We start from the raw sequence: 12,705 nt of genomic DNA, 5'->3' as shown, positions 1-12,705 counted from the left end.
TGAGGATTTCCTCTGGATTAATTCTGTTTTTAATGGGCACTAGCAATAGATAGTTTTTGGTGCGAGAATTCGACCAAATAATATTTACGCCCAGGAGAGACGGCATGCTGGACAAGATTTCGAAAAAAATTCTCGCCGAGTTGCAGAACGACGGCCGCATCAGCAACGTCGAGCTGGCGACCCGGGTGAACCTGTCGCCGGCAGCCTGTCTCGAGCGCGTGCGTAAATTGCACGAGTCCGGCTACATCATGGGTTACACGGCCCAACTGAATCCCCAGTTGCTGGATGTGTCGCTGCTGGTGTTCATCGAAGTCGTGCTGGATCGCACCACGCCGGAAGTGTTTGATGCCTTTAAACAGAGCGTGCAGCTGATTCCGGAAGTGCTGGAGTGCCACATGGTGGCGGGCGGCTTCGATTACCTCGTGAAAGCGCGCGTCAAAGACATGGCGGCATACCGCGAGTTCCTGGGCAAGACGCTGTTGCAGAAGGGCGTGCGCGAGACGCACACGTATGCGGTGATGGAAGAAGTCAAGAATACGACCAAGCTGCCGATTCGCTGATGAACATGTGGGCACCGCGGTGCCCACATGCCATTCAGAGTCAAGCCGCGATGCGATCGCCCTTCGGCGCCGTCGCCGCGGCCGCCGTCTTTTCCAGGTTGCTGCGCAACCAGCGGTGCGCCGGGCTGCGGCCGTCGCGTTCGTGCCAAAGCATGTCCAGGTGCACGGCCGGCAGGGCAAAGGGCAGTTCGCGCCAGATCAGCGAGTCGGTCATGCCGGTCGAGACCATCAGGTGTTTCGGCAGCACGGTAATCAAATCCGAATTCGCCACCACCCGTCCCGCCGTGAAGAACTGGTTCACGGTGAGTAAAATGCGGCGCTCGCGGCCGATCTGGGCCAGGGCTTCGTCGACCAGGCCGTGGGCGCGGCCGGAAAAGCTGACCAATAAATGGTTCGCCTTGCAGTAGGCGTCGAGGTCGAGCTTGTTGCCGGCGAGCGGATGGTTCTTGCGCATCACGCACACGTACTGGCCCGAATACAGGCGTTCGTGGCGGATCGGCGAACCGGTTTCATACGACAATTGCGCCGCCACGCCGGGGAAGAAGCCGACGGCCAGGTCGATGTCGCCGCGCAGCAACATCGGACGCGGTTCGCGCGTGGTCAGCGGCACCATGCGGATGTTCACACCCGGCGCTTCGCTTTCGATCGAGCGCATCAAGGACGGCAGCCAGTACGCGGCGGTGGCGTCGGCCATCGCCATCCGGAAGGTGGCTTGGGCTTTCGAGACATCGAAGGTTTCCGGCATCACGGCCGCTTCCAGCGAAGCGAGCGCCGCGCGCACCGAGGGCCACAGCGCTTCGGCGCGCGGCGTCGGTTTCACACCGTAGGCGGTGCGGATCAGGAGTTCGTCCCCCAGGCTTTCGCGCAAGCGTTTAATCGCATTCGATACGGCCGGCTGGGTCATCGCCAGGTGGCCGGCGGCGCGTGTCAGGTTTTGTTCGGTCATGACTGCGTCGAATACGCGCAGCAGGTTCAGGTCCAGGGTCAGGAAGCTCATGGCAATGTCTCGGTGGCGATAAATACGCTGCTATTGGTCTGCGTCAAAGTGTACCCCATTTCATTCATGATCAATATAAGGCACATCAGAAAACGAAATTAGATTTATATGCTGCATTGCACTATAGTTCTAAAAAACAACATACCGTAGTCAATCATCATGTCTTTTGCTGACGCTGTGACCGTAATCTCCTTCCCGCTGCTGTCGGTCGCCGACCTCGTGCGTGGCGTGCTCGTGCTGTCGCTGGTGGCCAGCCTGCTGATGTTTTTCCGTCCCCTGCTCTCCGGCCTGGTGCGCGCCCTGGTCCTGACCGTGCGTCCACGCACGCCGCGTCGCCAGCGCACCGCTTAAGATTTCAGCAGCCGAATAAAAAAACGCGGCGTCCGGTTTCCCGACGCCGCGTTTTTGTTTTTATTAAATAAGACGTTTAACGCGCCTCGCCCAGCAGGGCCGGCTTCAGCGAACGGTCGACCGGCTTGTCTCCGAGCCAGATGCGCAGCACGGCATTATAAAAATTCAGGTCCGAGGCGGCTTCGCCGATGCGCTTGCCGTTCAGTTCGCATACGGTGCCGGTGCCCGGGATCCAGTCCATGTGCATCACGTCGCCCTTCTTGATGTCGTCGACGGCCGCGAACATTTCGCCGAACTTGCCGAGCTGGCCGACGATCTTCGCTTTTTCGGTTTTATCCAGGTTCTCGTTGATGCCGTCCATAAAAGCTTTACCGAGGTCTTCGGCCGGGATGTCGCGCGCCATCACCAGGGTGACGCGGCGTGGACCCTCGAGTTTCAGGATGTCGGCCACGTTCGACTTCTTCTCCGGCAGATACAGTCCGGCGGCATACACCTTGATGACGAGCTTGGTGCGCATGCCGGCGCCGTTGAGTTTCAATTCCTTGCCGCCGACTTTATTGGTGTCGTCGAACTTGATGCCGTTGACGTCGACGGCAGCCTGGGCGCCGCAGGCGGCTGCCAGGGCGGCGCAGGCCAGGATGGTTTTGGTGTAGTTGATGAGGGTCATGCTGTCTCCGTTGGTCCTTATTATGTGTTTGCTGCAGCTGGCGCCGGCAGGCGTTGCAGCGTGTCGTTCGCCAGGCTTGGCGCTGCCAATTTAAAAATGCTGACCGCGCGCGCCAGCTGCGCGGCCTGTTCCTGCATCGAGGCCGCCGCGGCCGCCGCCTCTTCGACCAGGGCGGCGTTTTCCTGGGTGCCCTGGTCCATCTCGACGACATTCCGGCTGACCTGGGCGATGCCCGCGCTCTGTTCAAGGCTGGCGGCCGTGATCTCGGCCATGATGTCGGTGACGCGGCGTACGCTGTCGACGACCTCGCGCATGGTGGCGCCGGCCTGCTCGACCAGCAGGCTGCCCTCTTTGACCTTGTCGCTCGAGTCGCCGATCAGGACTTTGATCTCTTTCGCCGCCGCCGCCGAGCGCTGCGCCAGGCTGCGCACTTCGGCGGCGACGACGGCAAAACCGCGTCCCTGCTCGCCCGCGCGCGCGGCCTCGACCGCGGCGTTCAGGGCCAGGATATTGGTCTGGAAAGCAATCCCATCGATGACGCCGATGATGTCGACGATGCGCTGCGAGGATTTGTTGATCGAGCCCATGGTATCGACCACCTGCTCCACGACCTCCCCGCCGCGCGCGGCGACAGTCGAGGCTTGGGCGGCGAGGGAATTTGCCTGGCGCGCATTGTCAGCGTTTTGATGGACGGTATCGGTCAAGCTGCGCATCGAATCTGCCGTGTGGCCGAGCGAAGCGGCTTGCTGTTCGGTGCGCGTGGACAGGTCGATGTTGCCGCTGGCAATCTGGCTCGAACTGGACGCCATCGCTTCGGTGCTGACGCGCACGTCGGCCACGATGCGCTGCAGGCTGTCGTTCATGTGGCGCAGGGCGCGCATCATCTGCCCGGTTTCGTCCTCGGTCTCGATGCGGATCTCGCTGGTGAGATCGCCGTCGGCCACGCGGCGCGCGATTTTGACGACATGGCGCAGCGGCCGCACGATGCTGCGCGTCGCCAGCCAGGCCACGCCCAGAGAGATGGCACCAGCTACCGCCGCCAGGATCAAGACCAGCAATTGGGTGCGGCGTGTGACCTGGCTGGTTTGCTCGCCGGCGGCCGTCATCGCGGCATTCTGGTAAGCGATGTAGCGATCCAGCTGCTCGAAATACTTGGTTTGCTGGGGCCGCAGCGAAAACATGAATTTCACCATGGCCTCGTCCTTGCGGTCTTCCAGCACGAGTTTGGTAAAAGCTTGCTGGGCCGGCAGGAATTTGGCCTGGATCGTCGCCAACGACCCCAGGATCTTGGCGCCCTCGGGCTCGCTGGTGCTGCGCGCCAGTTCGGCCACGGCGGCGCTGGCCTTGTTGCTTTTCTGGCTCGCGTTCTCGAGTTCCTTGCGTACCTGGTCCGGGTCGCTCATCACCAGCACGCTGAGCATGCCGCGCGTGGCTTCGTTGACGTCGGCCTTGATCGCGTTCGCGCTGACCGTATTCGCATAGCGCAGGTGGATCAGGGCAGCCATTTCGTCGTTCAGGCTGGCCAGGCGCGTATAGGACAGGCCCGCCAATAACACCAGCAGGGAAATGACGATGCCGAAGCCGATCGCCAGGCGCTGGCCGATGCGCAAGTTATTGATGTTCACAGTACTTCCCGTTTCTCGTCGAAAAAGAATGGTCGTGCTAAAACAGCAATATCAATATAGCACTAAAATCTTGTCGAAAATCAAGACAAAATGACTATTTCAATGCTGCAACGGCACAAAACAACGGGAAACTAATCAGGCGGGAGTTAATGCGTTTTGCGGTCGATGGCTTCCAGGACGCTGGTGGTGTCGGCCGGCTGCGCCAATTCCTCGGCTTTTGCGTCGGGCTTATCGGCGAGGTTCGGGGACTCTCTGCGGATCTCTTCCAGCATGGCGATGATCTTGCTGGTTTTTTCATCCGACAGCAGGCTGATTTGCAGATCCAGGTGGGCATTGCGCTCCGCCAGTTTCGACATCCGGTTCTGACGGATCAACACGGTGGTGGAAATAATAAAAGCGTTGAGCGAGACAAAACCCTGCAGCCAGAAAAAGGGTGGTTCATCCAGCTCGGTCCAGTCGAAGACGGGCGCCAGCGAATTCCAGGCGATCCAGCAGACGATGAAGCAGGCATTGACGGCGAAATAGCCGGGACTGCCGAGGAACAGGCTGATGCGTTCGACGATTTTCTGGGCCGGCGTCGCCTTTTCCTGATTGCGTTCGCAATACTCGGCAATGGTGCCGATGTTTTCGTCGATGGTTGGCGGCAGGGTGCCGCCGTTGGGGGAATCGTCCGCGCTAGCCATGGCCGAGCATAGCATGGGCAAACAAGGACCCGCGCCCGGGTGCATTGCCCCGGCCGTGGAATCAAGCAGGGTTCTTGGCGGCCGTCAGGCGTTCGTACTTGGCCATCAATTCTTCGCGCGTTTCGCGCCAGGCCGGGTTGAACGGAATGCAGGCGACCGGGCACAGGGCCTGGCACTGGGGTTCGTCGAAGTGGCCGACGCATTCCGTGCATTTATGCGGGTCGATCTCGTAAATCTCCGCGCCCATCGAAATGGCGTCGTTCGGGCACTCGGGCTCGCACACGTCGCAATTGATGCAATCGTCGGTAATCAGTAAGGCCATGGTGTTACTGCTTTAATAAATTAAAAGCCGATCAGGCTTTCGGCAGATTCATGGATGCAATTTTCTTTTGCAGCCAGCGGTCGACCGAAGGGAAAACGAATTTCGAGACATCGCCGCCCAGCATCGCGATCTCGCGCACGATGGTGCCGGAGATGAATTGATATTGATCCGATGGGGTCAAAAACAAGGTTTCGACGTCAGGCAGCAGGTAGCGGTTCATGCCGGCCATCTGGAATTCGTACTCGAAGTCGGAGACGGCGCGCAGGCCGCGCACGATCACGCGGGCATCGTGCTGGCGCACGAAATCCTTCAACAGGCCGGAAAAACTCTCGACCTTCACGTTCGGGTAATGGCCCAGCACCTCATTCGCGATCTCCAGGCGCTCCTCGAGCGAGAAGAAGGGCTTCTTGTTCTTGCTGTCGGCTACGCCGACGACGAGCGTGTCGAACAGACCCGATGCCCGGCGGACCAGATCTTCATGGCCGCGTGTCAACGGATCGAAGGTACCTGGATAAACGGCTACTACCATTGCGGCTCCCTGTAAGAAACACCTGTATTGGAACGCGCATTATGCCTGAAAATCCGGCAGTTGCCCCAGCATGGGGCCTTCTTTGCCCGCAAATTGAGCAAATTTAAGTCGTTTAAGCCTTGTTTTCGTGCAAGTTATCTTTAAGCTTGAGCAAGTGGTAGTAGACCATGCCGGCTTTATCGGCGCGGATTTGCTCCCAGGGTAACAGCCAGTCGGGCGTGTCCTCTTCCTGTGCCAGCGCGTATTCCGCTTCCACATACACCAGGCCGTCTTCTTTCAACAGATCGGTGCACAGGGGCAGCGCTTTCGCCACGAAATCCTGTTGATATGGCGGATCGAGGAAAATGACATCGAAACGCTGGCCGCGCGCCGCCATGTCACGCGCCACCGCAAAAGCGTCGCCGCGCAGGACGTTGACGTTCGTGGCTTTTAACGTGTCCTTGTTCGCTTCCAGCTGGCGCGTGGCCGCTGCATTGAAATCGAGCATCGTCACGGCACGGGCGCCGCGGCTGGCCGCCTCGAAGCCGAGGGCGCCGCTGCCGGCGAACAGATCGAGGCAATCGACCTGCTCCCAATCTCCGCCGACCTGGTGGTGCAGCCAATTAAAAACGGTTTCGCGGACACGGTCGGGCGTTGGGCGCAGGCCGAGGGCGTCGAGCACCGGCAGCAGGCGCCGTTTCCATTCGCCACCGATGATGCGTACCTGTTGCGGGGCGAGACGGGGGCGGCCGTGCGCTCCTTGCGATTTACTTTTCTGCATGGCGCGCACTATACCAGAGCTTATTTCGCCTCTTTGGCCAGGGCGTTGAAATCATCGATCCAGCCCTGCATGCGCTTCTGCGCATGGGCTTTCTGGGCCGGTGTGGCAATCCGGATCGCGGTCAGGATATAGTTCGAGGTCGCATTGATATAGCTGTCATAAAAACCTTTGCGTTCCGGCGCGTCCATGCGTGTGAAAAACTCGCGGATGAGTGCCGTGATCATCGTGTTGGTCTGTTCCTTGCTCGGCTTTTCCGCCTGAATCTTGCGTGCCAAGGCCAGGATCTTGCGCTGCCGATAAATGCGTTCCTCGAGCCAGATATTGTTGTCGAGCGGACGCGCATCCGAAGCGCGGCGCAGCGCCTTTTCCTGTTCGTTGCTGAAACCGCCGAACCACAATTTGAACTGTTCCATCGATTTGTCGAAGCGCGCCTCGTTGCGCTTTTCGACGCTGCCGCTGACGAACTTGCGGCGGTATTCGTCGTTTTTCTTGTTAAAACGCTTTTCCATCTGCTCGATCTGGTCCGGGGTGAGCGAACGGGCCAGGTCGACCATGTCGGGGACGGCCTTCATGGCCAGGGTTTCGGTGCGGCTGCGGATGTCGCGGTAATCGTTCAATAAATCCTGCTGGGTCGGATTGCCGGCCAGCTGGCGCTGAAAAGTGCCGAGCAGGGCGGCGTAATCGTGAAGCTGGGTTTTGCGGTGCCATTGAAACAGTTCGCTGATGTCGCGTTTGACCCAATCGGACTGATCGCCTTCAAAGTCGACATAGGCGTCCAGCCACCAGTACAGTAGGGTGTCGCCATGGTTATAGCTGAAGCGGATCGTGCTGCAGGCGGTCAGTAATGCCAGTAAGACAACAAGGAACAATCCACGCGTGCGCTGGAACAAGGGGTCATGCGTGCTAAACTTTTTCATCTTATTAACTCTTCTTGAATACGGCTTATGAACGTTGTCATCCTTGCCGCCGGCATGGGAAAGCGCATGCAGTCCGCGCTGCCTAAAGTGTTGCATCCGCTGGCGGGAAAGCCGCTGCTGCAGCATGTCATCGATACCGCCCGCCTCCTGCGGCCGAGTAAATTATGCGTGATTTACGGACACGGGGGCGCAGCGGTGCCGGAGATGGTGGGAAAATTGGCCCAGGATGGCGAAGCGCCAATCGACACAGCGCTGCAGCAGCCGCAGCTCGGCACCGGCCACGCCGTGATGCAGGCCGTGCCGCAACTCGACGAGAACGTGCCGACCCTGGTGCTGTACGGCGACGTGCCCCTGACAACGGGCGATTCGCTGCGCCGCCTGGTCGAGGCCGCCGGTAGCGACAAGCTCGGCATCCTCACCGTCGAGCAGGGCAATCCTTTCGGTCTGGGCCGCATCGTGCGCGAAAACGGGCGCATCGTGCGCATCGTCGAAGAAAAGGATGCAAATGAGGCCGAGCGCGCGATCCGCGAAATCAACAGCGGCATCATGGCGATTCCGACCCGCCACCTGAAACGCTGGCTGGCGGCGCTGTCGAACAACAATGCGCAAGGCGAGTATTACCTCACCGACATCGTGTCGCAGGCGGTCGCCGACGGCGTCGAAGTGGTCTCGGCTTCTCCTGCCGGCGAATGGGAAGTGGCGGGCGTGAACAGCAAGGTGCAATTGGCCGAGCTCGAGCGCCGCCACCAACTGAACATCGCCAATGCCCTGCTGGAAAAGGGAATTACGCTGATGGATCCGGCCCGCCTCGACGTGCGCGGCGAACTGATCTGTGGACGCGATGTCGTGATCGATGTCGGCTGCGTGTTCGAGGGCCGCGTGGAACTGGCCGATGGCGTGAAAGTCGGTCCGCACTGCGTGCTGGTGAATGCGAAAGTGGGCGCCGGCGCCCACATCAAACCGTTTACGCATATCGAAGACGCCGTCGTCGGCGCGGCGTCGCAGATCGGTCCGTATGCGCGCCTGCGCCCCGGTACCGAACTGGGTGAAGATGTCCACATCGGCAACTTCGTCGAAGTCAAAAACAGCCAGGTGGCGGCGCACAGCAAGGCGAACCACCTGGCCTATGTCGGCGACGCCACGGTCGGCTCGCGCGTGAACATCGGCGCCGGCACCATCACGTGTAATTACGATGGCGCCAATAAGTTCCGCACGGTGATCGAGGACGACGCTTTTATCGGCAGCGACAGCCAGCTGGTAGCGCCGGTGACGGTCGGCAAAGGTGCGACCTTGGGCGCCGGTACCACGCTGACCAAGGATGCGCCGGCCGGCAAGCTGACGATTTCCCGTCCCAAGCAGATGACCATCGACGGCTGGACCCGTCCAGTGAAAAAGCCGAAGTAATCCACCGGTTTTACAAGGCTTATCGACCATCAAATCACAGGGATATCCACCCGCTTATGCAGGGGATATCCGCTGTGATTGCACAGCCTTCTGCACAGGATTATCCACAGTTTTTTAGACGGCAATCCGGGTGTCGAACTTGCTTCTAAACGTGGAGAAATATGCCTTCACGTTACGTACGTTGGCGTGGGTAGCAAACAGCCGGTGCGCCAGCGCGTGGTAGGCCGGCATGTCGGCCACCTGGATGATTAGCACGAAATCCGGCCCCGGCGCGACGCGGTAGCACTGCATCACGGCTTCTTCGCGCGCCGCCAGTTTCTCGAATTCCGCCATGCGTTCGGCCGCTTGCACGTCCAGCGTGATCTCGACGATGGCGGTCAGGCGCGCCCCGACCTTCTCGGGATCGACAATCGCAACTTGCCGTGCGATAACACCATTCTCGGTGAGCTGCTTGACGCGGCGCAGGCAAGTAGGCGGAGACACGTGAACTTGTTCCGCCAGCTCCGCATTTGTCTGCGATGCATCAGTTTGCAGGGCGTTCAGGATGCGACGATCAAGTTCATCCAAAGCAGCGTCGGTAGGCATGAAATTTTCAGTAAAGTTTTAACGATAAATGAAAGAATGTTTCATCTTTCCTGAGTCGTGAAATTTTATATCAAAAAATGGCGCGCTCTGAAAGCATATTTCATACGCATTGCCGTAGGATATCCTTCATTGCTAATTTTTTATACGAGGTCTGTTCATGTGCGGTATCGTCGGCGCAGTAGCTCAACGTAACATCACCCCTATCCTGATCGAGGGCCTGAAACGCCTCGAATACCGCGGCTACGATTCCTGCGGCGTCGCCCTGCACGTCGAAGGCCGCCTGGCCCGTTCGCGTAGCACCTCGCGCGTGGCCGACCTCGAAACGCAGATCCAGGGCACCGGCCTGCAAGGTTTTACGGGGATCGCCCACACCCGCTGGGCCACCCACGGCGCCCCGGCTTCGCACAACGCGCACCCGCACTTCTCGCCGAACGAAGAAACGGCGCGTATCGCACTGGTGCACAACGGCATCATCGAAAACCACGATGAACTGCGTAGCGAACTCAAGGGATTCGGCTACGAATTCACCAGCCAGACCGACACCGAAGTCATCGCCCACCTGGTCGACCACATGTACAACGGCGATTTGTTCGATACCGTCCAGCAAGCCGTGAAACGCCTGCACGGCGCCTATGCGATCGCCGTGTTCTCGCGCGAAGAACCGCACCGCGTCGTCGCCGCGCGCCAGGGTTCGCCGCTGATCCTGGGTGTGGGCGAAGGCGAGAACTTCGTTGCCTCCGACGCCATGGCGCTGGCCGGCACCACGAACCAGATCATTTATTTGGAAGAAGGCGACGTCGTCGACCTGCAACTGTCGCGCTACTGGATCGTCGACAGCGAAGGTAAACCGGTCGAGCGCGAAGTCAAAACCGTGCACGCCCATACCGGCGCGGCCGAGCTGGGCCCATACCGCCACTACATGCAAAAGGAAATCTTCGAGCAGCCGCGCGTGATCGGCGACACCCTCGAGGGCGTCACCGGCATCATGCCGGAACTGTTCGGCGACAAGGCTTACCAGATTTTTAAAGACATCGACCGCGTCCTGATCCTGGCCTGCGGCACCAGCTACTATGCCGGCCTCACCGCCAAGTACTGGATCGAATGCATCGCCAAGCTGCCGGTCAACGTCGAGATCGCCAGCGAATACCGCTATCGGGACAGCGTGCCGCACCCGAAAACCCTGGTCGTCACCATCTCGCAATCGGGAGAGACCGCCGACACCCTGGCCGCCCTGAAGCACGCGCGTAGCCTGGGCATGCCGTACACGCTGACCATCTGCAACGTCTCGACCAGCGCCATGGTGCGCGAATGCGAACTGGCCTACATCACCCGCGCCGGCGTCGAAGTCGGCGTCGCCTCCACCAAGGCATTCACGACCCAGCTGGCCGCCCTGTTCCTGCTGACCCTGACGCTGGCGCAAGTCAACGGCCGCCTGACCGACGAGGAAGAAGCCGAACACCTGAAACAGATGCGCCACCTGCCGGTCGCGATTGCCTCGGTGCTGGCGCTGGAACCGCAGATCATCGCCTGGGCCGAAGAATTCGCTCGTAAAGAAAACGCCCTGTTCCTGGGCCGCGGCATGCACTATCCGATCGCCCTGGAAGGCGCGCTGAAACTGAAGGAAATCTCGTACATCCACGCCGAAGCCTATCCGGCGGGCGAACTGAAGCACGGCCCGCTGGCGCTGGTGACCGAAGAGATGCCGGTGGTGACGATCGCCCCGAACGACGCGCTGCTGGAAAAGCTCAAATCGAACATGCAGGAAGTGCGCGCCCGCGGCGGCCAGCTCTACGTATTCGCCGACGTCGACTCGCGCATCACCTCGGGTGAAGGCCTGCACGTGATCCGCCTGCCGGAACACTACGGCGAACTGTCCCCGATCCTGCACGTGGCGGCGCTGCAGCTGCTGGCCTATCACACGGCGCTGGCACGTGGGACCGACGTCGACAAGCCGCGCAATCTGGCGAAGTCGGTGACGGTGGAATAAGACATACGGCGCGACAAAAAGGAACCCGGGACTGCCCGGGTTTTTTATTGCTCCATCGCCCGGAATGCCATCAGCGCGAGTCGGCCCCGCCCGGCTTGTCCGGCGTCTGCTTGGCCAGCTCGTCGACACTGGTGCCGCTGACGCCGGCATCGACCGATTGGTCTGCATTGTTGCCGGTGTCCGACGTACCCGGCCTGCCGCCGGCCGCGGCCGCCGTCATGCGCTGCTGGGCTGCGGCATTCGCGGCGCGGTCGCTCTGTGCCGCCCCGGCCGGCCCGACATTGCTTTCCGGCGGCGCGCTGACGATGCCGCCGTCGCGGTCACCCTTTTCCTTTTGTTGCGAGGCACCCGTGTAGTGGCCGGCATCCTGCTGGCGTTGGCCCGTGTCCGCATTCGCGGGATCGGACCTGCCGGACAAGGAATCCGGACCGCGCGTGTCGACACCGGCTCTGTTCGTTCCTGCGTCATATTGCTTGTTTCCAGCCATAACGATCTCCTTGGCGTAATGAACCATGGGATCGATGGTAGCCATTTATCGCGATACATGACGCCATGCAGGCGGCGTCGTATTCAGGCAGGCTGAACTGGCGCCGGCGGCGGGCCGACCACGGCCATGCAGCAAGTAAACGGGTCGTCGTTGCTGAGGAAGAGAACCGGCGCATTGTTGGCGAGCGCCGCATGCCGCGCCAGCGCGAGCGCACACAGGAAAGGTACGGCGCCGCAGCTGCCCAGGGCAACGCCGCTGCACAGGACGTCCGCCGTGGCGTCGAGCTCGGGCAGCGCAGACGAGGCCAGTCCCATCAGTTCCAACGTCCGGCTGCTGCGGTGGTCGGTGTCGGCGGCAATGGCCCTTACGTCCGACTACGCCCAACTATCATGCTTGAGCATTGGAACAGTATGCCGCGTTAGAGCTCAGGTGCTGCACTCTGAGTACCACGAGCCGCAATGAAGGTACCCAGCGGTTAGCACCACCTACACCAGACTCGAAATCAGGTGACAACCGCAGGTGGCACAATGCCCGTGCCGAGCAATCGGAAGTCCGTTGTCGGTTAGCGACTCATCGCCTTCCACAATCACGTTTGGCTTCACGCCGGGATGCTGCGGGCACGATACCTCATCGCCCTTCCGTGCCACAAAACGGCTGTCGAAACGCATCGTTGACGAGGCAGTAGTGACTTTGCCACCGTGATCGGTGTCGTCGCCAAGGCGTATGAGATTGATCATGATCTTAATGTTCTCGTGCAGAACTATTGCTGGCGTTGTTCAGTTGGGGCTGTACCCATTTTAAAGACATGCGTATATCCATGGCACTTCTCAT

16 protein-coding genes are annotated in these 12,705 nt (G+C 60.3%); 4 read left to right on the top strand and 12 right to left on the bottom strand.

Annotation, left to right across the window (positions count from 1 at the left end):
* The first annotated feature begins 104 nt into the window (after nucleotides 1-104).
* Nucleotides 105-560, top strand: a complete 456-nt coding sequence (locus tag C2862_RS18830) for an Lrp/AsnC ligand binding domain-containing protein (protein ID WP_056340766.1) — start codon at nucleotides 105-107, stop codon at nucleotides 558-560.
* A gap of 40 nt (nucleotides 561-600) precedes the next feature.
* Here the strand turns inward: C2862_RS18830 and C2862_RS18825 are convergent, their stop codons facing one another.
* A complete protein-coding gene (locus C2862_RS18825) occupies nucleotides 601-1,557 on the bottom strand; it encodes a LysR family transcriptional regulator (protein ID WP_136221677.1) in 957 nt (318 codons plus the stop codon).
* Nucleotides 1,558-1,734: 177 nt separating this feature from the next.
* Here C2862_RS18825 and C2862_RS18820 point away from each other — a divergent pair, with 177 nt between their 5' ends.
* A complete protein-coding gene (locus C2862_RS18820; protein ID WP_168710111.1) occupies nucleotides 1,735-1,908 on the top strand; it encodes a hypothetical protein in 174 nt (57 codons plus the stop codon).
* 76 nt (nucleotides 1,909-1,984) lie between these two features.
* Here C2862_RS18820 and C2862_RS18815 read toward each other — a convergent pair whose 3' ends face one another.
* The 7 genes from C2862_RS18815 to C2862_RS18785 all read right to left on the bottom strand — a co-directional run bounded on the left by C2862_RS18815 (nucleotide 1,985) and on the right by C2862_RS18785 (nucleotide 7,537).
* Complete coding sequence (locus C2862_RS18815) at nucleotides 1,985-2,575, bottom strand: chalcone isomerase family protein (RefSeq protein WP_136221675.1); 591 nt, start codon at nucleotides 2,573-2,575, stop codon at nucleotides 1,985-1,987.
* A 20-nt stretch (nucleotides 2,576-2,595) separates the two neighbouring features.
* Nucleotides 2,596-4,200 (bottom strand): methyl-accepting chemotaxis protein, encoded by a 1,605-nt coding sequence (locus C2862_RS25925; RefSeq protein WP_136221674.1) that lies wholly within the window; start codon nucleotides 4,198-4,200, stop codon nucleotides 2,596-2,598.
* Between the two features lie 146 nt (nucleotides 4,201-4,346).
* Nucleotides 4,347-4,883 carry a DUF1003 domain-containing protein gene (locus tag C2862_RS18805; RefSeq protein WP_168710110.1) on the bottom strand — a complete coding sequence of 179 codons (537 nt, stop codon included), beginning with the start codon at nucleotides 4,881-4,883 and terminating at the stop codon, nucleotides 4,347-4,349.
* Between the two features lie 61 nt (nucleotides 4,884-4,944).
* Nucleotides 4,945-5,205 (bottom strand): YfhL family 4Fe-4S dicluster ferredoxin, encoded by a 261-nt coding sequence (locus C2862_RS18800; protein ID WP_136221672.1) that lies wholly within the window; start codon nucleotides 5,203-5,205, stop codon nucleotides 4,945-4,947.
* Nucleotides 5,206-5,236: 31 nt separating this feature from the next.
* The gene (coaD, locus tag C2862_RS18795; protein WP_136221671.1) at nucleotides 5,237-5,734 is read right to left on the bottom strand and encodes a pantetheine-phosphate adenylyltransferase; all 498 of its coding nucleotides are present in this window, start codon (nucleotides 5,732-5,734) and stop codon (nucleotides 5,237-5,239) included.
* Between the two features lie 112 nt (nucleotides 5,735-5,846).
* Nucleotides 5,847-6,494, bottom strand: coding sequence for a 16S rRNA (guanine(966)-N(2))-methyltransferase RsmD (rsmD, locus tag C2862_RS18790; RefSeq protein WP_136221670.1), 648 nt, complete (start codon nucleotides 6,492-6,494; stop codon nucleotides 5,847-5,849).
* Between the two features lie 20 nt (nucleotides 6,495-6,514).
* Complete coding sequence (locus C2862_RS18785) at nucleotides 6,515-7,537, bottom strand: DUF6279 family lipoprotein (protein ID WP_307723558.1); 1,023 nt, start codon at nucleotides 7,535-7,537, stop codon at nucleotides 6,515-6,517.
* Between C2862_RS18785 and glmU the strand changes: the two genes are divergently transcribed.
* Complete coding sequence (gene glmU, locus C2862_RS18780; protein WP_136221668.1) at nucleotides 7,439-8,815, top strand: bifunctional UDP-N-acetylglucosamine diphosphorylase/glucosamine-1-phosphate N-acetyltransferase GlmU; 1,377 nt, start codon at nucleotides 7,439-7,441, stop codon at nucleotides 8,813-8,815. The two genes, C2862_RS18785 and glmU, sit on opposite strands and share 99 nt — an antisense overlap.
* 114 nt (nucleotides 8,816-8,929) lie before the next feature.
* On the opposite strand, the gene C2862_RS18775 is transcribed toward glmU, so the two are convergent.
* Entirely contained in the window at nucleotides 8,930-9,400 is a 471-nt protein-coding gene (locus tag C2862_RS18775) for an Lrp/AsnC family transcriptional regulator (protein WP_136221667.1), read from the bottom strand.
* Nucleotides 9,401-9,557: 157 nt separating this feature from the next.
* On the opposite strand from C2862_RS18775, the gene glmS reads away from it, so the two are divergent.
* Entirely contained in the window at nucleotides 9,558-11,387 is a 1,830-nt protein-coding gene (gene glmS, locus C2862_RS18770; protein ID WP_136221666.1) for a glutamine--fructose-6-phosphate transaminase (isomerizing), read from the top strand.
* Nucleotides 11,388-11,457: 70 nt separating this feature from the next.
* Here glmS and C2862_RS18765 read toward each other — a convergent pair whose 3' ends face one another.
* The 3 genes from C2862_RS18765 to C2862_RS18755 form a co-directional block, all read right to left on the bottom strand.
* Complete coding sequence (locus tag C2862_RS18765) at nucleotides 11,458-11,874, bottom strand: hypothetical protein (RefSeq protein WP_136221665.1); 417 nt, start codon at nucleotides 11,872-11,874, stop codon at nucleotides 11,458-11,460.
* Nucleotides 11,875-11,957: 83 nt separating this feature from the next.
* A complete protein-coding gene (locus C2862_RS18760) occupies nucleotides 11,958-12,197 on the bottom strand; it encodes a hypothetical protein (RefSeq protein ID WP_136221664.1) in 240 nt (79 codons plus the stop codon).
* 162 nt (nucleotides 12,198-12,359) lie between these two features.
* Nucleotides 12,360-12,611: a PAAR domain-containing protein gene (locus C2862_RS18755; protein WP_136221663.1), complete on the bottom strand. Its 252-nt coding sequence runs from the start codon at nucleotides 12,609-12,611 to the stop codon at nucleotides 12,360-12,362.
* Nucleotides 12,612-12,705: the final 94 nt, after the last annotated feature.

The sequence above is a fragment of the Massilia sp. Mn16-1_5 genome, assembly GCF_004798585.1.
GTDB lineage: Bacteria > Pseudomonadota > Gammaproteobacteria > Burkholderiales > Burkholderiaceae_D > Telluria.
Note: the sequence above shows the minus strand (reverse complement) of the source record. Positions and strands in the feature narration are given on the sequence as shown.

What these genes read in the sequence shown, in the direction of transcription:
- C2862_RS18830 (WP_056340766.1), top strand. Translation starts at nt 105, where the DNA reads ATGCTGGACAAGATTTCGAAAAAAATTCTCGCCGAGTTGCAGAACGAC.
- C2862_RS18825 (WP_136221677.1), bottom strand. Translation starts at nt 1,557, where the DNA reads ATGAGCTTCCTGACCCTGGACCTGAACCTGCTGCGCGTATTCGACGCA.
- C2862_RS18815 (WP_136221675.1), bottom strand. Translation starts at nt 2,575, where the DNA reads ATGACCCTCATCAACTACACCAAAACCATCCTGGCCTGCGCCGCCCTG.
- C2862_RS18805 (WP_168710110.1), bottom strand. Translation starts at nt 4,883, where the DNA reads ATGGCTAGCGCGGACGATTCCCCCAACGGCGGCACCCTGCCGCCAACC.
- C2862_RS18800 (WP_136221672.1), bottom strand. Translation starts at nt 5,205, where the DNA reads ATGGCCTTACTGATTACCGACGATTGCATCAATTGCGACGTGTGCGAG.
- coaD (WP_136221671.1), bottom strand. Translation starts at nt 5,734, where the DNA reads ATGGTAGTAGCCGTTTATCCAGGTACCTTCGATCCGTTGACACGCGGC.
- rsmD (WP_136221670.1), bottom strand. Translation starts at nt 6,494, where the DNA reads ATGCAGAAAAGTAAATCGCAAGGAGCGCACGGCCGCCCCCGTCTCGCC.
- glmU (WP_136221668.1), top strand. Translation starts at nt 7,439, where the DNA reads ATGAACGTTGTCATCCTTGCCGCCGGCATGGGAAAGCGCATGCAGTCC.
- C2862_RS18785 (WP_307723558.1), bottom strand. Translation starts at nt 7,537, where the DNA reads ATGCTGCAGCAGCGGCTTTCCCGCCAGCGGATGCAACACTTTAGGCAG.
- C2862_RS18775 (WP_136221667.1), bottom strand. Translation starts at nt 9,400, where the DNA reads ATGCCTACCGACGCTGCTTTGGATGAACTTGATCGTCGCATCCTGAAC.
- glmS (WP_136221666.1), top strand. Translation starts at nt 9,558, where the DNA reads ATGTGCGGTATCGTCGGCGCAGTAGCTCAACGTAACATCACCCCTATC.
- C2862_RS18765 (WP_136221665.1), bottom strand. Translation starts at nt 11,874, where the DNA reads ATGGCTGGAAACAAGCAATATGACGCAGGAACGAACAGAGCCGGTGTC.
- C2862_RS18755 (WP_136221663.1), bottom strand. Translation starts at nt 12,611, where the DNA reads ATGATCAATCTCATACGCCTTGGCGACGACACCGATCACGGTGGCAAA.